Origin of the sequence: Rhizobium sp. 18065 (genome assembly GCF_902706095.1) — a bacterium.
In the GTDB taxonomy this organism is placed as follows: domain Bacteria; phylum Pseudomonadota; class Alphaproteobacteria; order Rhizobiales; family Rhizobiaceae; genus Allorhizobium.
On the sequence record NZ_CACSJP010000003.1, the window covers coordinates 243,539 to 268,073 of the forward strand.

At 59.1% G+C, this 24,535-nt stretch carries 23 protein-coding genes and 1 riboswitch; of the genes, 16 read left to right on the forward strand and 7 right to left on the reverse strand.

Going from position 1 to position 24,535, the window contains the following annotated elements:
* Positions 1–14 precede the first annotated feature (14 nt).
* The 5 genes from GVK95_RS09805 (at position 15) to GVK95_RS09825 (ending at position 6,601) form a co-directional block, all read left to right on the forward strand.
* On the forward strand, positions 15–1,523 hold the full coding sequence (locus tag GVK95_RS09805; RefSeq protein ID WP_159948974.1) for a GMC family oxidoreductase: 1,509 nt from the start codon (positions 15–17) through the stop codon (positions 1,521–1,523).
* Positions 1,520–2,299 (forward strand): 3-ketoacyl-ACP reductase, encoded by a 780-nt coding sequence (locus tag GVK95_RS09810; protein WP_159948975.1) that lies wholly within the window; start codon positions 1,520–1,522, stop codon positions 2,297–2,299. The genes GVK95_RS09805 and GVK95_RS09810 overlap by 4 nt, the downstream gene beginning before the upstream one ends.
* A gap of 14 nt (positions 2,300–2,313) precedes the next feature.
* Positions 2,314–3,969: a GMC family oxidoreductase N-terminal domain-containing protein gene (locus GVK95_RS09815; protein ID WP_159948976.1), complete on the forward strand. Its 1,656-nt coding sequence runs from the start codon at positions 2,314–2,316 to the stop codon at positions 3,967–3,969.
* Positions 3,970–4,093: 124 nt separating this feature from the next.
* Positions 4,094–5,353: a glycerate kinase gene (locus GVK95_RS09820; RefSeq protein ID WP_159948977.1), complete on the forward strand. Its 1,260-nt coding sequence runs from the start codon at positions 4,094–4,096 to the stop codon at positions 5,351–5,353.
* 147 nt (positions 5,354–5,500) lie between these two features.
* Positions 5,501–6,601 (forward strand): RHE_PE00001 family protein, encoded by a 1,101-nt coding sequence (locus tag GVK95_RS09825; RefSeq protein WP_159948979.1) that lies wholly within the window; start codon positions 5,501–5,503, stop codon positions 6,599–6,601.
* A 119-nt stretch (positions 6,602–6,720) separates the two neighbouring features.
* Here GVK95_RS09825 and ribB read toward each other — a convergent pair whose 3' ends face one another.
* The 5 genes from ribB to GVK95_RS09850 all read right to left on the reverse strand — a co-directional run bounded on the left by ribB (position 6,721) and on the right by GVK95_RS09850 (position 12,057).
* Complete coding sequence (ribB, locus tag GVK95_RS09830; protein ID WP_159948981.1) at positions 6,721–7,365, reverse strand: 3,4-dihydroxy-2-butanone-4-phosphate synthase; 645 nt, start codon at positions 7,363–7,365, stop codon at positions 6,721–6,723.
* Between the two features lie 127 nt (positions 7,366–7,492).
* Positions 7,493–7,639, reverse strand: a riboswitch (FMN riboswitch).
* A gap of 137 nt (positions 7,640–7,776) precedes the next feature.
* On the reverse strand, positions 7,777–9,249 hold the full coding sequence (locus GVK95_RS09835; RefSeq protein ID WP_159948983.1) for an FGGY family carbohydrate kinase: 1,473 nt from the start codon (positions 9,247–9,249) through the stop codon (positions 7,777–7,779).
* Entirely contained in the window at positions 9,246–10,208 is a 963-nt protein-coding gene (locus GVK95_RS09840) for a transketolase C-terminal domain-containing protein (protein ID WP_159948985.1), read from the reverse strand. Before GVK95_RS09840 ends, GVK95_RS09835 begins: the two co-directional genes overlap by 4 nt.
* On the reverse strand, positions 10,208–11,035 hold the full coding sequence (locus GVK95_RS09845) for a transketolase (protein ID WP_244618723.1): 828 nt from the start codon (positions 11,033–11,035) through the stop codon (positions 10,208–10,210). Before GVK95_RS09845 ends, GVK95_RS09840 begins: the two co-directional genes overlap by 1 nt.
* A 41-nt stretch (positions 11,036–11,076) precedes the next feature.
* Positions 11,077–12,057, reverse strand: coding sequence for a TIM barrel protein (locus GVK95_RS09850; RefSeq protein WP_159948987.1), 981 nt, complete (start codon positions 12,055–12,057; stop codon positions 11,077–11,079).
* A 418-nt stretch (positions 12,058–12,475) separates the two neighbouring features.
* Here GVK95_RS09850 and GVK95_RS09855 point away from each other — a divergent pair, with 418 nt between their 5' ends.
* The 5 genes from GVK95_RS09855 (at position 12,476) to GVK95_RS09875 (ending at position 17,628) form a co-directional block, all read left to right on the forward strand.
* The gene (locus GVK95_RS09855; protein ID WP_159948989.1) at positions 12,476–13,417 is read left to right on the forward strand and encodes a D-ribose ABC transporter substrate-binding protein; all 942 of its coding nucleotides are present in this window, start codon (positions 12,476–12,478) and stop codon (positions 13,415–13,417) included.
* Between the two features lie 71 nt (positions 13,418–13,488).
* On the forward strand, positions 13,489–14,133 hold the full coding sequence (locus GVK95_RS09860) for a DUF2291 domain-containing protein (protein WP_200844254.1): 645 nt from the start codon (positions 13,489–13,491) through the stop codon (positions 14,131–14,133).
* Positions 14,130–15,659, forward strand: coding sequence for a sugar ABC transporter ATP-binding protein (locus GVK95_RS09865; protein ID WP_159948991.1), 1,530 nt, complete (start codon positions 14,130–14,132; stop codon positions 15,657–15,659). The genes GVK95_RS09860 and GVK95_RS09865 overlap by 4 nt, the downstream gene beginning before the upstream one ends.
* Complete coding sequence (locus GVK95_RS09870; protein WP_159948993.1) at positions 15,656–16,723, forward strand: ABC transporter permease; 1,068 nt, start codon at positions 15,656–15,658, stop codon at positions 16,721–16,723. Before GVK95_RS09865 ends, GVK95_RS09870 begins: the two co-directional genes overlap by 4 nt.
* Positions 16,724–16,818: 95 nt before the next feature.
* Positions 16,819–17,628, forward strand: a complete 810-nt coding sequence (locus GVK95_RS09875) for a DeoR/GlpR family DNA-binding transcription regulator (protein WP_159948995.1) — start codon at positions 16,819–16,821, stop codon at positions 17,626–17,628.
* A gap of 42 nt (positions 17,629–17,670) precedes the next feature.
* Here the strand turns inward: GVK95_RS09875 and GVK95_RS09880 are convergent, their stop codons facing one another.
* Entirely contained in the window at positions 17,671–17,904 is a 234-nt protein-coding gene (locus GVK95_RS09880; RefSeq protein WP_159948997.1) for a BrnA antitoxin family protein, read from the reverse strand.
* A gap of 190 nt (positions 17,905–18,094) precedes the next feature.
* Complete coding sequence (locus tag GVK95_RS09885) at positions 18,095–18,352, reverse strand: helix-turn-helix transcriptional regulator (RefSeq protein ID WP_159948999.1); 258 nt, start codon at positions 18,350–18,352, stop codon at positions 18,095–18,097.
* A 156-nt stretch (positions 18,353–18,508) separates the two neighbouring features.
* Here GVK95_RS09885 and GVK95_RS09890 point away from each other — a divergent pair, with 156 nt between their 5' ends.
* From GVK95_RS09890 to mnhG, 6 genes are read left to right on the forward strand one after another with little or no spacing between them, the layout of a single operon-like run.
* A complete protein-coding gene (locus GVK95_RS09890) occupies positions 18,509–21,430 on the forward strand; it encodes a monovalent cation/H+ antiporter subunit A (RefSeq protein WP_348532453.1) in 2,922 nt (973 codons plus the stop codon).
* Positions 21,430–21,759, forward strand: a complete 330-nt coding sequence (locus tag GVK95_RS09895) for a Na+/H+ antiporter subunit C (protein ID WP_007601124.1) — start codon at positions 21,430–21,432, stop codon at positions 21,757–21,759. Before GVK95_RS09890 ends, GVK95_RS09895 begins: the two co-directional genes overlap by 1 nt.
* A 5-nt stretch (positions 21,760–21,764) precedes the next feature.
* Positions 21,765–23,393: a monovalent cation/H+ antiporter subunit D gene (locus GVK95_RS09900; protein ID WP_159949001.1), complete on the forward strand. Its 1,629-nt coding sequence runs from the start codon at positions 21,765–21,767 to the stop codon at positions 23,391–23,393.
* Positions 23,393–23,869 (forward strand): Na+/H+ antiporter subunit E, encoded by a 477-nt coding sequence (locus GVK95_RS09905; RefSeq protein WP_159949003.1) that lies wholly within the window; start codon positions 23,393–23,395, stop codon positions 23,867–23,869. The genes GVK95_RS09900 and GVK95_RS09905 overlap by 1 nt, the downstream gene beginning before the upstream one ends.
* The gene (locus GVK95_RS09910; RefSeq protein WP_007601146.1) at positions 23,866–24,147 is read left to right on the forward strand and encodes a K+/H+ antiporter subunit F; all 282 of its coding nucleotides are present in this window, start codon (positions 23,866–23,868) and stop codon (positions 24,145–24,147) included. The genes GVK95_RS09905 and GVK95_RS09910 overlap by 4 nt, the downstream gene beginning before the upstream one ends.
* Positions 24,147–24,500 carry a monovalent cation/H(+) antiporter subunit G gene (mnhG, locus tag GVK95_RS09915; protein WP_200844255.1) on the forward strand — a complete coding sequence of 118 codons (354 nt, stop codon included), beginning with the start codon at positions 24,147–24,149 and terminating at the stop codon, positions 24,498–24,500. The genes GVK95_RS09910 and mnhG overlap by 1 nt, the downstream gene beginning before the upstream one ends.
* Positions 24,501–24,535: the final 35 nt, after the last annotated feature.

Below are 24,535 nucleotides of genomic sequence, written 5' to 3' on the forward strand. Positions count from 1 at the left end.
GCAGGCGTATTGAAATGACAAATTCACCTGACATCGTGATCATTGGCTCGGGCATCGGTGGTGCGACAATTGCGGCCGGATTGGCTGCGACCGGGGCGGAAATCCTGATCCTGGAGGCTGGCGATCATCTGCCCGATCGGCCGGAAAACCGTGACCAGCGGGCGATTTTTCAGCGAGGCCATTTTCGCCCGAAGGAGATGTGGCACGAACACGGTGGTTCGGCGTTCAATCCTGGCAACTATTACTATGTCGGCGGCAATTCGAAGTTCTATGGCGCTGTGCTGGTGCGCTACCGACGCGAAGACTTTGCCGAAATGCAACACCGCGAAGGCGTTTCGCCCGCCTGGCCCTTTGCCTATGAGGAACTCGAGCCGTGGTATAGTCGCGCTGAACAACTGTTTCAGGTGCGCGGTACCGAAGAGCAGGATCCGACGGAGCCTTTTCATTCCGAACCCTATGCATTTCCCCCAGTGCCGGACGAGCCCGCAATCGCCGGTGTCCGAACCCGCCTGAAGGCGGTGGGGATGCATCCCTTCTCACTGCCGCTCGCCATCGATATCGACAAATGGCTGAACAAGGCCCGCACGCCATGGGATGCCCATCCCAATTGCGACGACGGCAAGCTGGACGCGGAAACAGCGCCATTGGCGAAGGCCCTGCAGCATCGAAATGTCCGACTCCAGACAAATTCGCCGGTGGTCCGGCTTGAGGCCTCAGCGGATGGAAAAACCATCCAGACCGTGCATTACCGGCAGAACGGCGAGGATAGATCGGTCTCGCCCAAACTCGTGATCCTGGCCGCAGGCGCGGTCCAATCCGCAGCGCTGCTTTTGCGTTCGGCAGATGTGCGTTTTCCGCAAGGCCTGGCCAATAGCTCCGATCAGGTCGGCCGCAACTTCATGAACCACAATTCCAGTGCGGTGCTTGCGATCTCGCCGTCTTTCCGCAACGATTCCGTCTATCAAAAGACGTTCGGCTTCAACGACTTCTATCTTTCCGACGGAAATGGCGGTCCGCCACTGGGCAACATCCAGTTACTGGGCCGTATTTCCGGCGCCATCCTCAAGGCAAATCTGCCGCAAGTGCCCGAATGGCTGCTCAACCACGTCTCGGCGCATGCGGTCGACTTCTATGCGATGAGCGAGGACGTACCCCATCCGGAAAGCCGCGTCATGGTGGAAGGCGACCGTATCATTTTGAAATGGCACCGGACCAATTGGGAGGCGCATCTCGATCTCGTCCGCAAGCTGAAGTCGGTGTTGAAAAAGGCAGGCTTTCCCATCGTGCTGTCGCGCCCATTCGACAAGCGCACGCCATCGCATCAATGTGGCACCGTTCGCATCGGCAGTGATCCGACAACTGCACCGCTTGATGTCTATTGCCGCGCTTACGACCATGCCAATCTGTTCGTGGTGGACGCGAGCTTCCTGCCAACGTCGGCGGCCGTCAATCCGGCACTGACCGTGGCCGCCCAGGCATTGCGCGTCGCCGATCATATTGCATCCAGGGATTTGGCATCATGACAGATCAAATGATCAGACCCGTGGCGATTGTCACAGGCGGCCGGCGCGGTATCGGACTTGGCATCGCAACGGCTTTGACCAAGGCTGGCTATGACATAGCCGTCACCGGCATTGGTGACGCGGTCGCAGCACAGGAGACCCTGTCATTTCTGCGTTCGCAGGGTGGCGATGCGCTCTATCTGCATGCCGACCTTGCCGATATCGAAAGACACGAAGGCACAGTCAAAGCGGTACTGGAACGCTTCGGCAGGATCGATTGCCTGGTCAACAACGCCGGAATTGCGTCGGTGGTGCGCGGTGATTTCCTGACGCTTGAGCCTTCGAATTTTGACACGATCATAGACACCAACCTCAAGGGCACCGTGTTTTTCACCCAGGCGGTGGCAAAGGCGATGCTGGCCGTTACCGAGCCATCGCATGCCCGATCGATCATCAATATCACCTCGGTGTCGGCCCAATCGAGTTCACCTGAACGGCTCGACTACTGTATCAGCAAGGCCGGTCTTGCCGCCTTTTCGCAAGGTCTCGCCCTGCGGCTGGCGGAAACCGGCATTGCGGTCTTTGAGGTGCGTCCCGGTATCATCCGCACTGACATGACCGCCGCCGTCACCTCGAAATACGACAGCCTGATTGCCAATGGCCTGGTTCCGATGCGGCGCTGGGGACAGGCCGAGGATATTGGCGACATCTGCGCGGCACTGGCGTCCGGCAGTTTCGCATTTGCCACGGGCAGCGTGATCGATGCCGATGGCGGCCTTTCAATCCCGCGTTTGTAACAGGACGGATCAAGATGCGTTTCGACTATATCATCACGGGCGCCGGGCCGGCCGGTTGCGTACTTGCCAATCGGCTCAGCGAAGATCCGGACGTCAACGTGCTGCTTCTCGAGGCCGGTGGCGGCGACTGGAATCCCCTGTTTCACATGCCGGCAGGCTTTGCCAAGATGACCAAGGGCGTGGCCAGTTGGGGCTGGCAGACAGTGCCGCAGAAACACATGAAAGGCCGCGTGCTCAGATATACCCAAGCCAAGGTGATCGGTGGCGGATCATCGATCAATGCCCAGCTTTATACGCGCGGCAATGCTGCGGATTATGATCTATGGGCGAGTGAAGACGGCTGCGAAGGCTGGGACTATCGTTCGATCCTGCCGTATTACAAGCGCGCCGAAGACAATCAGCGGTTTGCGGATGACTATCACGCCTATGGTGGTCCGCTTGGCGTGTCCATGCCGGTTTCGGCCCTGCCGATCTGCGATGCCTATATACGGGCAGGCCAGGAACTCGGCATTCCCTACAACCATGACTTCAATGGAAGCCAGCAGGCTGGCGTCGGGTTCTATCAATTGACCCAGCGCAACCGGCGTCGCTCGTCGGCTTCACTGGCCTATCTTTCGCCGATCAAAGACCGGAAGAACCTGACGATCCGCACGGGAGCAAGGGTTGCACGCATCGTACTTGAGGCAACGCGCGCCGTTGGCGTGGAAGTCGTCACATCCAGGGGGCTTGAGGTTGTTCGTGCCGAGCGCGAAGTCCTTGTCACGTCCGGTGCTATCGGCTCGCCGAAACTCCTGCTGCAATCAGGCATCGGTCCAGCCGATCACCTGCGCTCGGTCGGCGTCGATGTCAAACATGACCTGGCCGGTGTCGGCGGCAATTTGCAGGATCATCTCGATCTCTTCGTCATTGCCGAATGCACTGGTGACCATACCTATGACGGTGTGGCGAAGCTGCATCGTACAGTCTGGGCGGGTCTCGAATACATGCTATTCAGATCTGGGCCGGTTGCCTCCTCGCTCTTTGAGACCGGAGGCTTCTGGTATGCCGATCCACAAGCGCGCTCGCCGGATATCCAGTTTCATCTTGGTCTCGGTTCCGGCATAGAGGCTGGTGTCGAGAAGCTCAAGAATGCCGGCGTGACGCTGAATTCAGCCTATCTCCATCCACGCTCGCGCGGCACGGTCAGGCTTTCATCCGCTGATCCTTCGAGTTCGCCCCTGATTGATCCGAACTACTGGTCCGATCCGCATGACCGGACGATGTCGCTTGAGGGTTTGCGCATTGCCCGGGAAATCTTCCAGCAAGCAGCCCTGAAACCGTTTATCGAGGCAGAGCGCCTGCCGGGACCCAAGGTCCAGACAGAGGCGGAACTGTTCGACTACGGTTGTGCGAATGCCAAGACGGACCATCACCCGGTCGGAACCTGCAAGATGGGTAGGGGAGCGGACGCAGTTGTCGGGCTCGATTTGCGGGTCCACGGGCTTGATGGCTTGCGGGTATGCGACAGTTCGGTCATGCCGCGCGTGCCTTCATGTAACACCAATGCTCCAACGATCATGGTTGGAGAGAAGGCGTCAGACATGATCCGCGATCTGCCGGCTTTGCCGCCTGCGATCTTTTCTCATGAACGCAACGACACGCGACCGCGGGCACGCGCCGGGTTGCGTTGACCAAACTTCGTTGACAATGATCGAGCATTGAATCCTGATCAGCTTCGTCGACACCGGAGCAATCCGAATTCCGGCAAGATGGACAACCGTTTCGCCCATGATGATGCGATAGAAGGAGATAGAGATGTCGATCGATGGGCGGACCTTTCTCACGTCGCTTTTTCAGGCGGCGGTCGCAGCTGCCGATCCCTACGACGCCATCGTCCGGCATCTACCGCAAAAGCCAAAGGGTCGCACGATCATCATCGGTGCGGGCAAGGCGGCGGGAAAGATGGCAGCGGCGTTCGAGCGCGCCTGGGACGGTCCTTTCGAGGGGCTTGTGGTTGATCGTCACGGCCCGCTTGAACCCTGTCTACAGACGAGGGTCCTTCAGGCAGCGCATCCGGTGCCCGACGCTGCTGGATTGCAGGCGGCGCAAGCACTGATGGATCACGTGCAAGGGCTGACCAAGGATGACCTTGTCATTGCGTTGATCTCTGGTGGCGGCTCCGCACTTTTGCCTGCCCCACCGCAGGGTTTTCAACTCGCCGACGAAATCGCTCTAAATGAAGCCCTGCTGGCATCCGGGGCGCCGATTTCGGCGATGAACGTGCTTCGCAAGCATTTTTCCCGGATCAAGGGAGGCCGGCTTGCCGCACGCGCATATCCGGCACAAGTCATCAGTCTGATTGTCTCGGATGTGCCGGGCGATCATCCGGCTTTGGTCGCATCTGGCCCCACGGTGCCTGACGCCTCCAATGCCGCCGAAGCCATGCGGTTGATCCGCGACTATCGCATCGACCTGCCTCAAGCGGTCATTGATGCCATCGGTCGGGAAAAGGCGCCCGATCCATCGGACGAGATCTTTCGTTGCAACGAGGTTCATGTGATCGCATCTGCGCGTGTCTCCTTGGTCGCGGCTGCGGAGAAGGCCCGTGATCTGGGCATCGAGCCGCTGATCCTGTCCGATTGTATCGAAGGAGAAGCAAAGGATATCGGCCGCATGCATGCCGCGCTGGTGCGTGAGTTTGCGCAGAACAGTTCATTTTCGAAGCCGTTAGTCCTCCTGTCGGGTGGCGAGACCACGGTCACCATTGGTCATGGAAAGTATGGCAAGGGCGGACGCAATTCCGAGTGCCTCCTGTCTGCTGCCATGGATCTGCAAGGTCTGGCAGAAGTCACGGGTCTGGCCGCCGATACGGACGGGATTGATGGTTCCGAAAGCAACGCCGGCGCATTTTGTGACGGAACGACCGCTGACAGGATCAGGGCCGCAGGCGGTGACGCGCGCAGCTTTCTCGCGGGACATGACGCCTGGTCTGCTTTCGACCTGATCGGAGATCTGTTCGTATCAGGGCCGACAGGAACCAATGTCAATGATTTCAGGGCTTTCCTGATCGATTGAGCGTCGCATTCGTCAATGCTGAGATCGGCGAGTTTGGGCAATGTGGGCTATGTCAGAAATGCCAATTGCCGGTGATTGGCAGAAATCCCAGGAACGAAACGAAAGGGCCTCCTCGCTTTCGTTAGTCGAGTCACCTACGATCGCTCCATGCGATACGATCTTGCCAAGCTACCGATTGCGACCTTGTTTGTTCCCGTCTCTGCCGCGACAGCGGCATTGACGCGTCTTGACGAGCGCATTGCTCGTTCCCCCTTGCGCGATGGTTGGATTGCACGATCGCATTTCGGTGATGCTGTTGCGTCACTTTGGGTGGACGGTGAACTGGTCCATCTCGAAGACCTCGTTCTGCATGATGCCAGCATGGGCGTACGTGCGCCGACACATGAACTGACCATTGCCCATGACGTGTTGCGAACCCGCCGCCGCATCCTCGCCAATGAACCCGGATGGGCACTCAGCAATGATGGCGTGCTTCGTGGTCGCATGGTTGACGCCCCTTCGGACACTGGCGCTCTAGTACAGGCGTCCGGGCAGGAGGATGGACTGGATGGGGATGAAGACGATGACGACGACCCATTGGCAAAACAACTGGCTGAAATGGACGCTGTGCTCGCCCGCAGTGAAGCATTGATGTCCGGTGTGAACCAGCCGATGCGCACGGCCGGTCGCGATCGCAATCCATTTATCTATGAGCCTGACTGGGACGAAGAAAGCCGCCTGGAGGAGTGGCGGAGCGTGCTGGCGGAGACCGAGGCGCTTCCGCCGGTATTGCGTGCCGTTCTGCTGCTCGATGCCTGGGATCAGTTGCAGGTGCTGCAGCACGCCCCCTGGCTTGGCCGGTTGCTGGCGGGCGCGCTGTTGCGCGAGACGGGCATTTGCATGTCGCACCTGGTTGCCGTCAATCTTGGTTTGAAGCAGGTGCAGCGGGAAAGGCGTGCAAGCCGGGATCGCGATACCCGATTGCTCGCGTTCGTCGATGCTTTCAAGTTAGCCGCAGAACTTGGGCTGAAGGAGCATGATCGTCTGCTGCTTGCCCGCCAGCAGATGCAGCACAGACTTGCCGGCAGGCGCACCTCTTCAAAACTGCCGCAATTGATCGAGCTTGTGCTTGCCAGACCAATGGTGTCGGCCGGGATGATTGCCGAAGAACTGGGTGTCACGACGCAGGGTGCGTTGAAGATCGCGGCATCACTCAGCCTGCGTGAACTGACGGGCCGGGGGCGGTTTCGCGCCTGGGGCGTGCTTTGATTGCTCTTTACCTGTAGCGGGACGCAAAGCGGGATGCGTCGTTGCCATTCCGCCCAGGTCTCATGAAACGCGGTTCGACCCGATGTTTCTGAAACCTGGGAGAATTGAACGCTCCGATATTACGCTGCCACCTCAAGTAGGTTTGAGACCTTTGAACCGGATATCTGCAGGTGAGCGATCAGATCTTCGATCGTGACCAGATGCAGGTTGTGCTGTTCGGCAAACAGTTCGAGATCAGGCAGCCTTGCCATGGTGCCGTCATCCTTGGCGATTTCGCAAATCACGCCGGATTCTGCCTTGCCGGCCAGACGGCAGAGGTCGATTGCCGCTTCGGTGTGGCCGGGCCGCCCAAGGACACCTTTCGGATTGGCGCGAAGCGGGAAGATGTGGCCGGGGCGGGCGAATTCCTCAGGCTTTGCAGAGGGATTGATCAGGGCCTTGATCGTCGCTGCGCGGTCGGCCGCTGAAATTCCGGTCGATGTTGTCGGCAAGTGGTCCACCGAGACGGTAAAGGCTGTCTTCAGCGATTCTGTATTGTTGGGCACCATCAATGGAATTTCCAGCGTGTCCAAGCGTTCGCCCTGCATCGACACACAGATCAGGCCGCGTGCCTTGTTCATCATGAAGGCGATTTTTTCTGCTGTGGCGTCTTCGGAAGCAAAAACGATGTCGCCCTCGTTCTCGCGGTCCTGATCGTCCACCACAATGACCATTTCCCCGCGGGCAATGGCTGCAATTGCATCTTCAATTTTAGAGATAGTCATTCATCGGTCTTTCAAGGGTTGAGCCGGAAATCCGGCTGACTGTTGTGCCGGACGTTTTCACGTGCCGGCGAAACTTCCCTTGGGCGAACAAACACAGCTCAGCCGCCCTCGCGGACGGCAGCCGTTGCCTTGCTCTCTTCCATCCGGACTATACCGTCGGCCCCGGCATCGCACCGGATCTGCTGACCTCCCGAGGTTATCGGGAGCGCTTGCGGGCTCCAGGATTTCTCCCGATACCGCCGGTGGGGAATTACACCCCGCCCTGAGAACAGTAAAAGAGTGGGGCAAGCGCAGTCGAATTGCAAGTGCATGCCGCGTCGCCGATGTGCTATTTTGCGCCGCAGCAATGAACACACTGTTGCGTGCCTGCTGGATTTTCTCGGCCACTCGATTGTCGCCTGGATTTGAAGTCTAAGACGTGACGCGGGCGACCGCCTCTGCCCAGCGCCGGGTGATCCGATCACGTTCGGCGCCCGCCAGCTGCCCCGGGATGAAATTTTGCGTCCCTGCATGCCCGCCTGTTTCCGCTCCGATGCCAAGTGATTGCAGTGCCATCCTGGCCACGCCCATGGCGCCGACCTCCGCCTGATCACCGCGAGAGACCGGTCGATCAAGAATGTCGGATTGCAGCTGCATCAGGAAACTGTTGGCGGATGCGCCGCCGTCGGCCAGCAATCCCGCCAGAGCCGAGCCCATATCCTTTTCCATGGCGGAGAACACGTCGGCAATCTGAAGCGCGATTGCCTCGAAGGTGGCGCGTGCGACATGTGCGGGTTGTGTCGCGAGTGTCATACCGGAAATGGTGCCGGTGGCATTGTCATTCCAATGCGGCGCGCCAAGGCCAGCGAGCGCCGGGACGAAGGTGACACCAGCGGAATCGTCAACGGTCTGAGCGAGGTCCGACAGGGCCTGCGCGTCGGCGAGTCCGAGCATCGTTGCAGCAAAGGCGGCGGCCTGGGCCGACACGGTGATGTTGCCTTCCAGCGCATAGGCCGTTCCGTGGCGGTCACTCCAGGCAATCGTGCTCGACAAGCCGTGATTGGACATGATGCGCTGCGATGTCAGCGTCATCAGCGACGAACCTGTGCCATAGGTCGCCTTGACCAGGCCTGGTTTGCGCACGCCGTGGCCGTAGAGTGCAGCATGGCTGTCGCCCATCATTGCAAGGATCGGAATGTCCGGTCCGAGTGCTGTCGTTCCGTCGGCCGTGTGGCCGAACGGGCTGTCAGACGGTCTTGGCATTGGCAGTGCCGACTGCGGCACGCCGAAGAACCTGCAAAGGCTCTCGTCCCAGGCAAGGTTTCCGGTATTGAACAGCTGCGTGCGCGAGGCGTTCGAATGGTCGGTGGCAAACTCCCGGCCATCGGTCAGCTTGTAGAGAAGCCAGGCATCGACGGTTCCGGCCCGCAACCGGCCGGCGGCCGACAACGTCTTGGCCTCAGGCACATGTTCCATGACCCAGGCCAGTTTGGACGCCGGAAACAGCGCGTTGATCGAAAGGCCGGTCGCGGCCGTCACCATCGGATCTGCACCGCTTTCGATCAGGTCGGCGCAGACTTTTGCCGTGCGCCGGCATTGCCAGAGAATGGCCGGAGCAATCGGCTGGCCGGTCTGGCTGTCCCAGACCACCAGTGTTTCTCGCTGGTTTGCAATCGCGAGGCCGTTGATCTCGACGGCGCTTGCAGCCCGGATCTCGGCAATCGCCTGCTGGACACTGGCCCAGATGTCGTCGGCCGACTGTTCGGCCCAGCCGGGCTTCGGATAGGAGGATTTCAGCGGCGCCGATGCCTTGGCGATGACCTTGCCGGAACCATCGACGAGGATGGCCTTGGTATTGGTCGTGCCCTGGTCGATGGCGATGACATGGCTGACGCTTGTGTTCATCCGCGTTTGCGCCCGATCGACGTGATTGCGGCTTTCTTGATGCCGGGAACCGTGAGGCCGAAATGCTCGAACAACCATTCCACCGATCCGGTCGGCACGAAACCGGGAAAGCCCATGCGCTCGACCGGAACCGGCACGTTGCCGGCGGTGAATTCAGCGACCGCCCCACCGAGACCGCCGCGAATGCCAGCCTCCTCGATGGTGACGATCGCCCCCGTTTCGCGGGCCGCCGCCGCCACGGCTGCCTCGTCGAGCGGGTTGAGGGTGGCCATGTTCAGAACACGGGCCGAAATGCCGTCTGCCGCCAGTGCAATCGCGGCCTTGGCAGCCAGATGCACCATGGTGCCGCAGGCAATCAGCGTCACGTCGGAGCCCTGCTGCACAAGTTCGGCCTTGCCGGCACGGAACTTGCGGTCGGCGATCTCGAGGTTCGGAACCGGCATGCGGCTCAGGCGCAGATAGACAGGGCCTTCGTGGCTGGCCGCCCATTTCACCGCTTCTGCTGTCTCCCAGGGGTCTGCCGGCACGACCACGGTGATCGCATCCAGCGGCCGCAGCCAGGCGAAGTCTTCGATGGAATGGTGTGTCGGGCCGAGTTCGCCATAGGCGACGCCGGAGGACTGGCCAACCAGCTTGACGTTGAAATTGGCATAGGCGATATCGGCCTTGATCTGTTCCAGTGCGCGGCCGGTCAGGAAGCAGGATGCGGCCGAGACGAAGGGAATGCGTCCGCCATTGGCAAGGCCTGCGCTGACGCCGACCATGTTCTGTTCGGCAATGCCGACATTGATCAGGCGCTCGGGAAACTTCTTCTGGAAGCCGCCGAGCTTCGACGAGCCGACGGAATCATTGACCACGGCGACGATGCGCGGATCCTGTTCGGCCAGGCTTTCCAGCGTCTGTGCCCAGGCATCACGGCAGTCGAAATAGCCTTCCTGTTTTGCAGCGGCAGCGGCCATTACACCAGTTCCTTCATTGCGATATCGAGTTGTTCTGCATTCGGCACGCCGTGGTGCCAGGATGCCTTGTTCTCCATGAACGACACGCCCTTGCCCTTGATGGTATTGGCAATGACGCAGAGCGGCTTGGAGCGTCCGCCGGGGGCGGGGCTCAGGACATCAAGCAGTGCCGGCACGTCGTGGCCATCGACAAATGCGACGTCCCAGCCGAAGGCGCGGAACTTGTCATCCAGCGGGTCGAGCCCGTTGGTCTCTTCCGTACCCATGCCCTGCTGCAGGCGGTTGCGGTCGACGATCAGTGTGAAATTGCCGAGCTTGCGGTTGCCGGCACTCATCGCCGCTTCCCAGTTCGAGCCTTCCTGCAATTCGCCGTCACCGGTGAGCACGAAGGTGCGGTAATCGCTGTTTGTCATCTGACCGGCGATGGCGATGCCGAGCGCGACAGGTACACCGTGGCCGAGAGGCCCGGTATTAGTCTCCACGCCCGGCAGATAATTGCGATTGGGGTGGCCGTTCAGCTTGGACTGCGGCTGCATATAGGTGTGCAGCCAGTCCTCCGGATAGTAGCCGGCGGCACAGAGCGCGGTGTAAAGCGCTCCCGTTGCGTGGCCCTTCGACATGATGAAGCGGTCGCGTTCGGCCATGTCCGGCTTTGTCGCATCGTAGCGCATCACGCCGAAATAGAGCGTCGCGATGATATCAATGGCCGAAAAGTCACCGCCGGGATGGCCGAGTTGGGCGTCGAACACCATCTGGAATGCCCTGCGGCGCATCCAGAGGGCCTTTTCCCGGATTGTTACGGCCGTATCGTTCTTCAACATATTCATAAGCCTTTCAGTCCCAATCTTGGCTCGTTGCTGCCGGCGCCCTACATGGCGCCGAACAGGGCCTTCTGGGCGATCTTCAATGCGCCGATTGCGTCGTGGCGGCTTTGCGCTTCCTTCAATGCATCGACGTCGAGGGCGTCGAGACCCTTCGAGGCGGCCTTGAGGAAGTCGATCGCGTGATTGGCGGTTGCCACGCTGTCTTCGCGGAATGGGAACTGGTCGAGCTGCCAGACGCCTTCCCACTTGTTCTTCCTGAGCACGTAGAAGAATTCGAAGAGTTCGAGCGGATGCAAGCTGCCTGCGACGAGATCGTCATCCCAGGAGCGGTAGTTGTCGTTGACGTCCATGCCGAAAAGGCGGCCGTAGTCGATGGCGAGCTGGGCGCTGTCGGCAGCCGATTCACCGCCCATGATCGCATGGCCGAAATCGAGCAGGATGCCGACATTGGGCAGGCCGATCTTCTCGATGCCAAGCAGGGTGCGGGCAACGGAGCCGAAGCTCATGCGCACGCGCGGCTCGCGCGGCTTGTATTCGATGACGAATTTCAGATCCGGGTTTTCGCTGGCAAGCTGACCGACGCCGTCGAGCGAATGCTGCCACAGGGTGCCGTAGTCGACCTGGAACGGATAGTCCCAGCCGTCCTGGCCCGGCCACAGCTTGACATAGTCAGCGCCGAAATAACGGACCTGATCGCAGGCTTCGGTGACCAGTTCATGCGCGCGCCGGCGAACGCCTGCGTCGGGATTGGTGAAGGAGCCCTTGACGAATTTGCGTGTGTAGATTTCCGGCGTGATACCGATGACGCCGAGTTTGTTGCGGTCCAGCGCCTGCTTGACCTGGGCATTGCTGAAATCGCCGCCGAAGAAGGGATAGTTGATGTCAACCACCGAAAGGTCGGCGACCTGACCTGCCAGATCGATCGCGTCGATGATCGTGCGCGGTGTGCCATAGCCATCCGTGGCATAGCGATCGAGATAGGTGGCAAAGTGCCAGATGCCGGCACCATAACGCTGATTGCTCATAGATTTCCTCCATTTGTATGACTGGGCGTTTGGTCGCCGCGCTCGCACAGAATAGAACATGTCCGGCACTTTCCGGCGATATCAGGCGCAATGGTTTTGCGAATGATACGGTTCAATCCTGCCTCCCTTTCATTGCAACATCACGCTCCGACACGTTGATGAATGCTTTTGTTTATTTTCGTTTGTATGCGTTATTTCCCATAACTTAAAAATTTCATCAAGCGGAATTTTGCCGATTTGGCAATTTCAAGCCCTGAAACTAAGCAATATGCTGAAATGTGAAGCGCATCTGGCGTTATTGCGCTGCAATTGCTCTTGGTGCAGCGCAAAACAAAAACATATTGACACCAAACGACAATACTCGATAGAAAATATGCAGGGTCGCCAGCGGGCGACTTGTTGAGAAAGGGAGGTTCTCATGAAAATCACTCGACGTTTGCTTGTGTCCGTTTGCATGCTCACTCTGTCGGGCGTCGTGCCGGGCTACGCCATGGCTGCCGACACGATCGCGATCATCACGCCCAGTCACGACAATCCGTTCTTCAAGGCGGAAGCCGATGGTGCTGCAGCCAAGGCGAAGGAGCTTGGCTACGACACGATGGTGCTGGTGCATGATGACGATGCCAACAAACAGAACGAGCTCTTCGATTCCGCCATTGCTGCCGGTGTCAAGGCGATCATCCTCGACAACGCCGGCGCCGATGCGTCTGTCGCTGCCGTGCAGAAAGCCAAGGACAAGGGTATACCGTCCTTTCTGATCGACCGCGAAATCACCACCACGGGTGTTGCGGTATCACAGATCGTTTCGAACAACTATCAGGGTGCACAGCTCGGTGCGGAAGCCTTCGTCAAGCTGATGGGCGAAGAAGGCAATTATGCCGAACTGGTGGGTAAGGAATCCGACACCAATGCCGGTATCCGTTCGCAGGGCTATCACGATGTCATCGACCAGTATTCCGGCCTGAAATCGGTTGCCAAGCAGACGGCAAACTGGTCGCAGACGGAAGCCTATACGGTGATGGAATCGATGCTGCAGGCACATCCGGACATCAAGGGCGTGATCTCCGGCAACGACACGATGGCCATGGGTGCTTATGCAGCACTTGAAGCGGCCGGCCGCAAGGATGTCATCGTCGTCGGTTTCGACGGTTCCAACGATGTGCGCGATTCGATCAAGAACGGCGGTATCAAGGCCACCGTGCTGCAGCCGGCTTATAGCCAGGCCCAGCTGGCAGTCGAACAGGCTGACAAGTTCATCAAGACCGGCTCCACCGGGCTTGAAGAAAAGCAGCTGATGGATTGCGTGCTCATCGATGCAAACAACGCGGCGAAACTCGAAACCTTCGCCCTGTCCAACTGAGCCCAGGCAAACACCTCCCAGGGGATATTCCCTTGGGAGGATCAGTTGATGCTCACGAATTCGGTTGTCCCATGAATATGAAAAAAATCCTTGCCGCAGGCATGCTCGCTGCCCTGTGTCTGTCCGGCTGCAAGCTGGTCAAGACCGAAGAGGCTGGCAAAGAAGCTGCGGCCAACGGTCCGGGCGGTGATCAGGAGCGGATCGCCACTCTGGTTGCATCCACCTATGAAGCCAAGCTTGTGCCCAAGCTTACAGAGAAGGCGGTCGATATGCCGACTTTGCTCGCCGCAATCAAGGCCAACCTCGATGATGCCGGCAAGACCTATGGTCTGCGTGTCGGCGGTGCCGGTGGTGGCTGGAATTTCGCGGTGAAGGGAACGGCACCTGTCGTCGATGCCGATCTGGTCTCCAAGGCTGCCGTGGCGCAACTGGATTTCGACGGTGACGGCGCGGCCGATGCCACGCTGCAGCTTGGGCCGGTGGTCAAGGGTTCGGCCATCCGCGACACTTCGGCAATCTATGATTTCTCCACGTTCCGCGACCAGATCGAGTATGCCAAGCTTGGCCGTGCCCTGAACGACAAGGCAGTCTCTGGACTGGCTGTCCCTGAAACGGGCCTGAAGGGCAAGACGGTCACGTTCGTCGGAGCTGTCTCGATCCGTTCTGCCGGCGAAGTGCCTATGGTCACGCCGGTTTCACTGGAGGTGGCGCCATGAGCGAAAACCATCCCATCGGTCTTTCGATCCGCGGTGGTTCGAAGCTCTATCCCGGCACGCAGGCGCTGAAGAATGTCGATTTCGACCTGCGCATGGGCGCAGTCAACGTTCTGGTCGGTGAAAACGGCGCGGGCAAATCGACCTTGATGAAGGTGATTGCCGGCGTCGAACAGCTGAATGGCGGCACGATCACGCTTGACGGTTCCGAGGTGGTGTTTTCCGACAAGTCGGATGCGGCCCGCCATGGTGTCGGTATCGTTTTCCAGGAACTCAATCTTTTTCCGAACCTGACGGTGACCGAGAACATCTTCATCGGTCACGAAAAGACCCGTGCGGGCATCCATATCAATCGCGCCGCGCAGACTGAGGCCGCAGCGGCCCTGATGAAGAGGCTTGAGCAGGACATCGATCCCGAAACCCTGCTCGGCAACCTGCGCATCGGTCAGCAGCAGATCATCGAGATTGCCAAAGCGCTGGCGGAAAACGCCCGCATCCTGATTTTGGACGAGCCGACGTCTGCGCTTTCTGCTGCTGAAGTCGATGTGCTATTTCGCGTCATCGGCGACCTGAAACGCCAGGGCGTCGGTATTGTCTATATCTCGCATCGGCTGGAAGAGTTGATCCGCATCGGTGATTATATCACCGTGTTGCGCGACGGCGTCATCACCGGCTCGCGCTCGATGGCGGGCGTCGATATTCCATGGATCGTTGCCAATATGATTGGTAGCGCCTCGAAGGAGTTCCCCAAGACCGGGGACCATGCACTCGGCAACGAAGTCTTCAGGGTCGAGAATGTCTGCCTGCCAAGCCCCGCCGGCGGTTATGCCGTCGACCACATGTCCCTGTCGGTGCGTGAAGGTGAAATCGTCGGGCTTTACGGCCTGATGGGGGCAGGGCGCTCGGAACTGCTCGAATGCATCATGGCCCAGCATCCGACATCGACCGGTGCGCTGTTTATATCCGGGCAGCCGGTCCGAGAGAAAAACGTCTCCGGCCGCATCAACCGCGGATTGGCCCTGATCCCCGAGGACCGCAAGCGTGACGGCCTGGTGCAGATCATGACCATCCGGGAAAACCTGACCCTATCGTCGCTGCCAGATTTTACCCGGATCTTTCACCTCAACCTGAAGGCGGAACTCGCCAAGGCGGCGGAATTCGTCAAGCGCATGGCGATCAAGATCGCCAGCCTCGAACATCCGGTTTCCAGCCTGTCGGGCGGCAATCAGCAAAAGGTGGTGATCGGCAAGGCGCTAATGACCAAGCCGAAGATCCTGTTGATGGACGAGCCGTCGCGCGGCATCGATATCGGCGCCAAGGCCGAGATTTTCCGCACCATGCGCCGCCTGGCCTCCGAAGGCCTAGGCATTCTTTTTGTAACATCCGATCTTGAGGAGGTTCTCGCCCTCTCGGATCGCATTCTCGTCATGGCGAATGGCAAGCTGACCGGGGATTTCCCCGCCGGCGCCGACGCGGCCGCAGTCATTTCCGCCGCAACGCCCAATTTGAGCAGGGTTGAAACACCATGAGCATTACCAATACCGCAACCGCCGCGAACGCGGGATCCAAGGCGTCCGGAACTTCTGCGGTGCTGCTGCTCCTGCGCATGCGGACCTTCGTCGCCCTGATCCTGGTCTTCGCCTTCTTCGCTTTCGCGGCTCCGAATTTTCTGTCCTATGCCAATATGCTGATCATTTCGAAGCATGTGGCGCTGAATGCGCTGCTGGCGATCGGCATGACCTTCGTCATCATCGCCGGCGGTATTGATTTGTCGGTCGGCTCGATCGTCGGTCTCTGCGCCATGGTTGCAGGCTATCTCGTGCTTTACGGCATCGATCTCGGCATCGGCTGGACCATCCAGTTCAACACGCTTGAAATCTGCTTCCTGGTGCTGGTCGTCGGCGTGTTCATTGGTCTGATAAACGGGATATTGATCACCAAGTTGAATGTCGCGCCGTTCATTGCGACGCTTGGAGTTCTCTATGTGGCGCGTGGTGCAGCCCTGCTGTTTTCCGACGGCCGGACTTTCCCCAATCTCGCCGGCAATCCGGCCTATGGTTCGGATACGTTCAGGCTGATCGGTTCCGGCAGCTTTCTCGGATTTCCGCTGTCCGTCTGGATCATGGTGGTCGTCGCGCTGATGGCTGGGTACCTTGCCACCCGCACGCCGCTTGGCCGGCATATCTATGCCGTGGGCGGCAATGAGCGCGGGGCGGGCCTGTCCGGCGTCAATGTCGACCGCACCAAGCTCTTCGTCTATATGTTTTCCGGTCTCTGCGCCGCACTGGTCGGCCTGATCATCTCGTCGCAGCTGCAGGCCAGCCATCCGGCGACTGGCGAGACCTTCGAGCTGAATGCCATTGCCGCAGCTGTGCTCGGTGGCACGTCGATGTCGGGTGGGCGGGGGCGCATCGGTGGCACGATCATCGGCGCGTTTGTCATCGGCATCCTGGCCGACGGTCTGATCATGATGGGTGTATCGTCCTTCTGGCAGACGGTGATCAAGGGTCTTGTCATCATTGCGGCTGTGGTCGTCGACCAGATCCAGCAGAAGCTGCAGGCCCGGGTGATATTGCAGCAGCAGGCAGCGTGAGGATTTCATATCGGCGTCTGTTGCTGTATATCCCGGGCTAATCGGGATGACGCGCTTTCGTTTGATTGCGAATTTTTAGGTTTGGGCAGATCGCCATGGATGCGAAAACAGAACAGGAAAACTCCGAGACCATGATCGGGCTTTTGTCCGAGCCACGGCGGCGGCGCATTTTGGAATGGCTGCAGGAGGAAGGGTCTGCGCGTGTCCGGGAGCTGGCCGCTGCTTTTCACGTTTCCGAAGCCACCATTCGCCAGGATCTCGAACGGCTGGAGAACGAGGGGTTCATCACCCGCGAGCATGGCGGTGCCTACCTCAATACCGTGCCGATCCAGACCGGCACGATGACGCTTCACCATCAGGAGAACATGGACAAGAAGCGGCGGATCGGCGCGCTTGCCGCGGGCCTCGTCAAAGACGGTGAAACATTGATCCTTGATGCAGGCACGACGACGACCGAAATCGCCATGCGGCTGACCAGCCGGCGCGATCTGACGCTGATCACCAATGCGCTGAACATCGCCATCATTCTGGGCGCGGTCCCGACATTTGCCGTGCACATGCCGGGTGGTCAGTTCAAGTCGCCGACGCTGTCGCTTTCAGGCGACAAGTCGGTCGAATATTTCCGCAATATTTTCGCCGGAAAGCTTTTTCTGGCGACAGCCGGTGTGGCGCTGGATGCTGGCCTGACCTATCCGAGCTTTGCCGACCTGCAGTTGAAGGAGGCGATGATCAAAGCCGCGGCCCATGTCTATCTCGTGGCGGATTCGACCAAGATCAACAAATCCTCCTTTACGCGTCTCGGCTCGCTCGATGTCATCCACTCTTTCATCACCGACGACGGTATTTCCGATCGTGATGCAAAGGAGTTCGAAAAGCGTGGGATCCAGGTGCTGATCGCGCACTGAACCGATGCGCCAGAAATTAGCGATGCGCCGTTCCGTGCACGGTCAGGACGCTTGATCGACCGCGCTGCGCAATGTTGCGTTGATCCGATCCTGCCAGCCTGGTCCGTCTGCCTGGAAATGGGCAATGATGTCGCTGTCGATCTTGATCGATACCAGTTCCTTGGTGTTGGGAAGGGCGGCTCGTTCGATCGCGGGTGCGGCTGGTTTTTTGACAGGCCTGAAAAGCGCTTCGGCTGCGTCTTTCGGGTTAACGGGTCTGCGCGGTGTCTGTGCCATGCTCATGTCCTTTGATGCTTCGCGCTTTGTAGCACGCGGATGGGGTTTCTGCATGATTCGATCGCGTCCTCTGTCCTGAGGTCGATGTTTGGGTTGCGAAAGTCATGTCGCCGTTGCTTCCTGCCCGAATATCAATAAAACTGAATGCCGGCTGAGTTGGCAGCGCTGTGGCGCCTTGTTCCAGGATAAACTAGGTTTGCGGCATATCGGGCTGATTGAGGCCGGACAGACCGACATGGTTTGCGTCACAATCGATAAAGCGGATGCCACCCTTCTCGAATGCCAGGCAAAGCTGTGCTTCCGTGGCGCGATGCACATCGTGCCGATTGCCTTCATAGTCTCTGACCGTGCTGCGTGAAACGCCAGATCGCTCGGCGAGGTCGGCCTGTGTCCAGTCGAGAAAGCCGCGGGCCGCTCGACAGAGTGCGGGTGTCAGTGTTTTCGTCATTTCGGGTTGACCCAATGCGATAAGTTACCCATATTGGTCACTATACACCATAATATAGTGGTTTTGCGCAAATATCCAGATGCGCGTTGTGGCGATTCCGGATCCGCTTGGCGGTTTTGGCGCAGTCAGTCATTGGGAAGGTCTTCAGGTCTTGGGATAACGTTCGAGCCATATTTTCTGATTGCCCTGCTCGCCCTGCCATTCATTGGCAGCGTGATCTGCGTCTTTCTGCTGAACAACAAATCTCGAGATCTGCCTGTCGCTGTCGGTGGCGTGGTCACGCTTCTGGCAATCCTTCTGACCGCAGGCTTCTATCCGTCGGTCTCCGATGGGCAGGCGGTACGTTATTCGCTCGAATGGATTCCGCAACTGGGCCTGAACTTCAGCCTCCGGCTGGATGGCTTTGCATGGATCTTCACCATGCTGATCGCGGTCATCGGTTTCCTCGTTGTGCTCTATGCCCGCTACTACATGGGCAAGGACGATTCGGTCGCCCGCTTCTTCTCGTTCCTGATGGCCTTCATGGGCGCAATGCTCGGCATCGTCCTGTCCGGCAATGTTATCCTGCTCTCGGTCTTTTGGGAGCTCACCAGCATTTTCTCCTTCATGCTGATCAGTTTTTGGCATCACAATGCCGCGGCCCGTGACGGTGCGCGTATGGCGTTGACCGTTACCGGCATTGGTGGCTTCAGCCTGCTGATCGGCTTGCTTCTGCTCGGAAACATCGTCGGCAGCTATGACCTCGACAAGATCCTGGCATCTGGCGATCTGATCCGCAGCCATCCGCTCTACCTGCCGACGCTCGTCTTCATCCTGTTGGGCGCCTTTACCAAAAGCGCGCAGTTTCCGTTCCACTTCTGGCTGCCCAATGCGATGTCGGCGCCGACGCCCGTTTCAGCGCTTTTGCATTCCGCAACCATGGTCAAGGCCGGTGTCTTCTTGCTGGTGCGTTTGTGGCCGGTCCTGTCGGGTACCTATGAATGGTTCTGGCTAGTTGGACTTGCCGGCATTCTGACGCTGCTGTTGGGCGCCTATTTCGCCATGTTCCAGCAGGACCTGAAAGGGCTTCTGGCCTATTCGACCATCAGTCATCTCGGCCTGATTACAACGCTTCTCAGCCTGGGCAGCCCGCTGGCCACGGTCGCCGCGATCTTCCACATGCTCAACCACGCAACCTTCAAGGCGTCATTGTTCATGGCGGCCGGCATCATCGATCATGAAACCGGTACGCGTGACCTCCGGCGATTGAGCGGTCTGTTTCGCTTCTTGCCGATTACCGCGACGCTTGCCATGGTCGCGAGTGCGGCTATGGCCGGTGTTCCTCTGCTGAACGGTTTCCTGTCGAAGGAAATGTTCTTCGCCGAAGCTGTCGAGACCCATGCCGATTCAATCCTTGATCGGGCGCTTCCTTATGTGGCGACCCTCGCTGGAGCGTTCAGCGTCGTCTATGCGCTGCGTCTCATCCATACGGTCTTTTTCGGTCCGGCACCCACCGACTTGCCCAAGCCCAAGCCGCACGAGCCGCCGCATTCCATGCGGCTCCCGATCGAAATTCTGGTCATTGCCTGCCTCGTAGTTGGCATTGTTCCAGCCATGTCGATCGGCCCGTTTCTGCATGTCGCCGCCACCAGTGTGCTGGGAAGCGACATGCCGGAATACAGTCTGTCCATCTGGCACGGGTTCAATCTCCCACTGTTGATGAGCGTTATCGCGATCGTGGGTGGGGTCATTCTTTATGTCGTGCTGCGCAAATATCTGGCGTCCTGCGATGACGGCCCGCCGATCCTGCGCAATCTGAAAGGGCAGCGCATTTTCGAACGTGTCCTGGTCGACGTCTCCTGGCGTTGGGCGAGACTGGCTGAGAGACGGTTTGGAACGCGCAATCTCCAGCCGCAATTGCGGTGGCTGGTGGCCGTTGGTTTCCTGGCAGCACTGCTGCCACTCTATCTTGCGCGTTTCGAAATCCGCGACATTACGTTTACCGGTATAGACCCGGCTTTTGCGGCGATCTGGTTGCTCGGTATCTGCCTTGCAATCGGTACAGCAATGCTCGCCAAGTACCACCGGCTGGCAGCCTTGATCATGCTCGGCGGCGTCGGATTGATCGTCTGCATAACATTCGTCTGGCTGTCCGCTCCCGATCTCGCCATCACCCAGTTGCTGGTTGAAGTGGTGACGACGGTTCTCATCCTATTGGGTCTGCGGTGGCTGCCGAAGCGGACCGTGAGCGTCGACGATCATATTACGCTTCGTGGCCGGTTCCGGCGCTTTCGGGACCTGATGCTGGCCGTGGTCTGCGGGGTCGGAATGTCGTTTGTCGCCTACGCCGTGATGACGATGCCGGTCCCGGACGCGATCGCCAATTATTTCCTCGAAAATGCCTATGCGCAGGGCGGTGGACGTAACGTCGTCAATGTCATCCTTGTCGATTTCCGTGGCTTCGACACCATGGGGGAAATCGCTGTTCTCGGGGTCGTGGCGCTGACAGTCTATGCATTGCTACGCCGTTTCCGGCCGGCTGAAGACAGCTTTGAAATGCCGGAACAGCAGCAGATCCAGAACCGTTTCGATGAGGAGCGCCCCGAACGCTCGGCCGGTGACACGGTGCGCGATTATCTGCTGGTGCCGTCGGTCATCATGCAGTGGCTGTTTCCGGTCATCATCACGTTCTCCGTCTACCTGTTCATGCGTGGTCACGATATGCCAGGTGGCGGCTTTTCCGCGGGGCTGACCCTGTCGATTGCCTTCCTCCTGCAATATCTGGCGGGCGGCACGCGCTGGGCGGAGGACCGTATCCGCATTCTGCCATTGCGCTGGATGGGGGCCGGTCTGCTGACCGCAGTCACGACGGGCATCGGTGCCTGGGCAATGGGCTATCCGTTCTTGACCTCGCATTTTCGCTACATCGAAGTGCCGCTGGTCGGCAAGGTGCCGGCAGCCTCCGCTTTGCTGTTCGATCTCGGGGTGTTCATGCTGGTGGTCGGGTCGACCGTGTTGATCCTTGTCGCATTGGCGCACCAGTCCATCCGTATCAACCGGCTGCGTACGATCGAGGCCAACCGAACTGAGGAGGGGTGATGGAACTCGTTTTGTCGATCGCCATCGGTGTCATGACCAGCTGCGGCGTCTGGCTGATCCTGAGACCGCGGACCTATCAGGTCATCGTCGGTCTCTCGCTTCTGTCTTATGCGGTTAACCTGTTCATCTTTGGCGTGGGAGGCGTTAAAAGCAATGTGCCGCCGATCCTTGGCGATGATGTCCTTCCGTCAACTCTGACCGATCCGGTGCCGCAGGCGCTGGTGCTGACGGCGATCGTCATCGGCTTCGCCACAACTGCACTGTTTCTGGTCGTCATGCTTGCGTCGCGCGGCCTGACCGGCAACGACCACGTTGACGGGAGGAACTGAGGCCAATGACCGGCTGGCAAAACCATCTGATCATCCTGCCGATCCTTCTGCCGATGATTGCAGCAGCGTCGCTGCTCTTCGTCGATGAACGCAGCCGCGTCACGAAGGCGATGATCAGCCTTGCCTCGACGATCTTGATTGCCGGTGTGTCGATCGTGCTGCTGCAGGTTGAAAATGCATCGGAAACATTCAACGGCGTCTATCTTGTCGGCAACTGGGTAGCTCCTTTCGGTATCGTTCTCGTGCTGGACGGGCTTTCGGCGTTGATGCTGACACTGACATCGCTGCTGGCGGTTGCCACGCTTGTCTTTTCCCTGGCCCGCTGGCATGCGGTCGGCGCGCATTTCCACTCCATGTTCCAGATCCTGTTGATGGGGGTCAATGGTGCATTCCTGACGGGCGACCTGTTCAACCTGTTTGTCTTTTTCGAGGTCATGCTGGCCGCATCCTATGGCTTGCTGCTGCACGGGTCCGGTGCTCTGCGGGTAAAAGCCGGGCTGCACTACATCGCCGTCAACCTGGTTGCCGCCCTGTTCTTCCTCATCGGCGTCAGCCTCATCTACGGGACGACCGGCACACTCAACATGGCCGACCTTGCCGCCCGCATCCCCGAGATGGAAGCCGATCGGCGCATGTTGATGGAGGCGGGTGCCGGTGTTCTCGGTATTGCCTTCCTGATCAAGGCCGGCATGTGGCCTTTGTGTTTCTGGCTGCCGACGGCCTACAGTGCGGCCTCCGCTCCGGTCGCCGGGATGTTTGCGATCCTGAGCAAGCTGGCAATCTACGTCATCCTGCGCCTGACCATGCTTTTGTTTGGCGCTGGTCCTTCCGCCGGTTTCGGGGCCGAACTCCTGCTTTTCGGCGGTATTGCAACCATGATCTTCGGCACAGTCGGCGTGCTTGCCTCCCAGGCACTCGGGCGGCTTGCCGGATATTCGGTTCTGGTGTCGTCGGGCACGATGCTGATGGTGCTGGGCATCAATGATGGCGCGGTGTCATCCGGAGCCTTGCTTTACCTCGTCAGCTCGACCCTGACGATTGGTGCATTCTTCATGCTGATCGAACTGGTGGAGCGGGGTCAGGACGCTGGAGCGAACGTTCTCGCAGTGACCATGGAAGCCTATGGCGAGGGTGATGACGAGGTGGAGGAAGGCGGAGGACTTGCCATGCCTGGAACCATGGCCATTCTCGGTATCTGTTTTGCTGCCTGTGGCATTCTTTTGTCCGGCCTGCCGCCGCTGTCCGGATTTGTCGCCAAGTTTGCGATGCTGTCTGCGATGATGGGTGCCGGCGCCACAGGAGTGCCGCCAACGGCCGCAGTCTGGACGCTGGTCGTTCTAGTTATCCTCTCGGGCGTTGCGGCGTTGATCGCGATGACCCGGGCCGGCATACGCGCTTTCTGGACGTCGATCGAGGGAACGGTTCCACGTGTTCTCGTCATCGAACTTGTGCCGGTGATGTTCCTTTTGTGCCTGACGCTCGCGCTGACGCTCCAGGCCGGTCCCGCCATGCGCTACATGGACACAACCATCCGGACGTTGAGCAATCCGACCATCTATATCGATGCGGTCAAAAATGCCGCAGCGATTGAAACGCTTTCCAGGGTCCAATCACAAGAGATAGGAGGAAACTGATGCTTCCCTATCCACTCCTGACCCTCTCGCTTGTTGGCATGTGGCTGCTGCTCAATGGCTTCAGTCTTGGCCATCTGTTGCTCGGAACCTTCGTTGCCGTTTTCGCCAGCTGGGCATTTGCAGCCCTGCGTCCGGAAAAGCCGCGTCTGCGCAAATGGTACCTGTTGCCGAAACTGTTTATGCTCGCGTTTTCAGATATTATCCGCTCCAATATCGCCGTTGCGCGAGTGATTATTGGCGGGAGGCCAAAGGGACATCACTCCGGGTTTCTTCTCCTGCCGCTGGAGTTGGAGGACCGCACGGCGCTTGCCTTGCTCGCGGTCATCCTGACCAGCACACCAGGATCGGCCTGGCTCGAATATGATTCACGCGAGCGGACCGTGTTGCTGCATGTCCTCGATCTTGTCGACGAAGAGGCCTGGGTCAGCACCATCAAGAACCGTTATGAGAAACTGCTGATGGAGATCTTTGCATGAGCGCCGTCATCCTATTCACCGCGGTGTCTCTCTCGCAGATGCTGCTTGCCTGCGCCATGGCGATCGCTTCCATCCGGATGTTTCGCGGGCCGCGGGCGCAGGACCGCATCATCGGCCTGGATACGCTCTACATCAACGCGATGCTGCTTTTGGTCACGTTCGGCATAGGCACGGGGCGGGTGATCTATTTCGAAGCGGCGCTGGTGATCGGCATGATCGGTTTCGTGGCGACCGTGGCACTTGCCAAATTCCTGATGCGTGGTGAGGTGATCGAATGATGCAGGCAACGGCCGACCTTCCGCTGTGGGCGGCGATACTCGTGTCCTTCTTTCTTCTGATCGGCGCGTCGCTGGCGTTGATTGGCGCTGTCGGCTTTGTGCGCCTGCCGACGTTCTATGAGCGGCTGCACGCGCCTACGCTTGGCACCAGCTGGGGCATAGGCGGCGTGATGTTGGCATCGATGATCTTTTTCACGATCACCTCACAGCGCCTGGTGATCCATGAGGTCTTGATTGGAATTTTCGTCACGGTCACCACGCCGGTGACCTTCATGCTTCTGGCGCGCGCAGCCCTTCACCGAGACCGGGTCGCCAAAAATGGCAAGGCACCGGCCAAACAGGAAGGTCCCTGACGCGAGAGCCCCTGCCGGACGCGTTGTTGTCGGCG

Coding starts and splice junctions, on each gene's coding strand:
- GVK95_RS09880 (WP_159948997.1), bottom strand. CDS start 17,904: ATGGCACAGACACCGCGCAGACCCGTTAACCCGAAAGACGCAGCCGAA.
- GVK95_RS09805 (WP_159948974.1), top strand. CDS start 15: ATGACAAATTCACCTGACATCGTGATCATTGGCTCGGGCATCGGTGGT.
- GVK95_RS09845 (WP_244618723.1), bottom strand. CDS start 11,035: ATGAATATGTTGAAGAACGATACGGCCGTAACAATCCGGGAAAAGGCC.
- GVK95_RS09810 (WP_159948975.1), top strand. CDS start 1,520: ATGACAGATCAAATGATCAGACCCGTGGCGATTGTCACAGGCGGCCGG.
- GVK95_RS09870 (WP_159948993.1), top strand. CDS start 15,656: ATGAGCATTACCAATACCGCAACCGCCGCGAACGCGGGATCCAAGGCG.
- mnhG (WP_200844255.1), top strand. CDS start 24,147: ATGCAGGCAACGGCCGACCTTCCGCTGTGGGCGGCGATACTCGTGTCC.
- GVK95_RS09895 (WP_007601124.1), top strand. CDS start 21,430: ATGGAACTCGTTTTGTCGATCGCCATCGGTGTCATGACCAGCTGCGGC.
- GVK95_RS09825 (WP_159948979.1), top strand. CDS start 5,501: ATGCGATACGATCTTGCCAAGCTACCGATTGCGACCTTGTTTGTTCCC.
- GVK95_RS09865 (WP_159948991.1), top strand. CDS start 14,130: ATGAGCGAAAACCATCCCATCGGTCTTTCGATCCGCGGTGGTTCGAAG.
- GVK95_RS09905 (WP_159949003.1), top strand. CDS start 23,393: ATGCTTCCCTATCCACTCCTGACCCTCTCGCTTGTTGGCATGTGGCTG.
- GVK95_RS09900 (WP_159949001.1), top strand. CDS start 21,765: ATGACCGGCTGGCAAAACCATCTGATCATCCTGCCGATCCTTCTGCCG.
- GVK95_RS09855 (WP_159948989.1), top strand. CDS start 12,476: ATGAAAATCACTCGACGTTTGCTTGTGTCCGTTTGCATGCTCACTCTG.
- GVK95_RS09850 (WP_159948987.1), bottom strand. CDS start 12,057: ATGAGCAATCAGCGTTATGGTGCCGGCATCTGGCACTTTGCCACCTAT.
- GVK95_RS09885 (WP_159948999.1), bottom strand. CDS start 18,352: ATGACGAAAACACTGACACCCGCACTCTGTCGAGCGGCCCGCGGCTTT.
- GVK95_RS09840 (WP_159948985.1), bottom strand. CDS start 10,208: ATGGCCGCTGCCGCTGCAAAACAGGAAGGCTATTTCGACTGCCGTGAT.
- GVK95_RS09835 (WP_159948983.1), bottom strand. CDS start 9,249: ATGAACACAAGCGTCAGCCATGTCATCGCCATCGACCAGGGCACGACC.
- GVK95_RS09820 (WP_159948977.1), top strand. CDS start 4,094: ATGTCGATCGATGGGCGGACCTTTCTCACGTCGCTTTTTCAGGCGGCG.
- GVK95_RS09910 (WP_007601146.1), top strand. CDS start 23,866: ATGAGCGCCGTCATCCTATTCACCGCGGTGTCTCTCTCGCAGATGCTG.
- GVK95_RS09860 (WP_200844254.1), top strand. CDS start 13,489: ATGAATATGAAAAAAATCCTTGCCGCAGGCATGCTCGCTGCCCTGTGT.
- ribB (WP_159948981.1), bottom strand. CDS start 7,365: ATGACTATCTCTAAAATTGAAGATGCAATTGCAGCCATTGCCCGCGGG.
- GVK95_RS09875 (WP_159948995.1), top strand. CDS start 16,819: ATGGATGCGAAAACAGAACAGGAAAACTCCGAGACCATGATCGGGCTT.
- GVK95_RS09815 (WP_159948976.1), top strand. CDS start 2,314: ATGCGTTTCGACTATATCATCACGGGCGCCGGGCCGGCCGGTTGCGTA.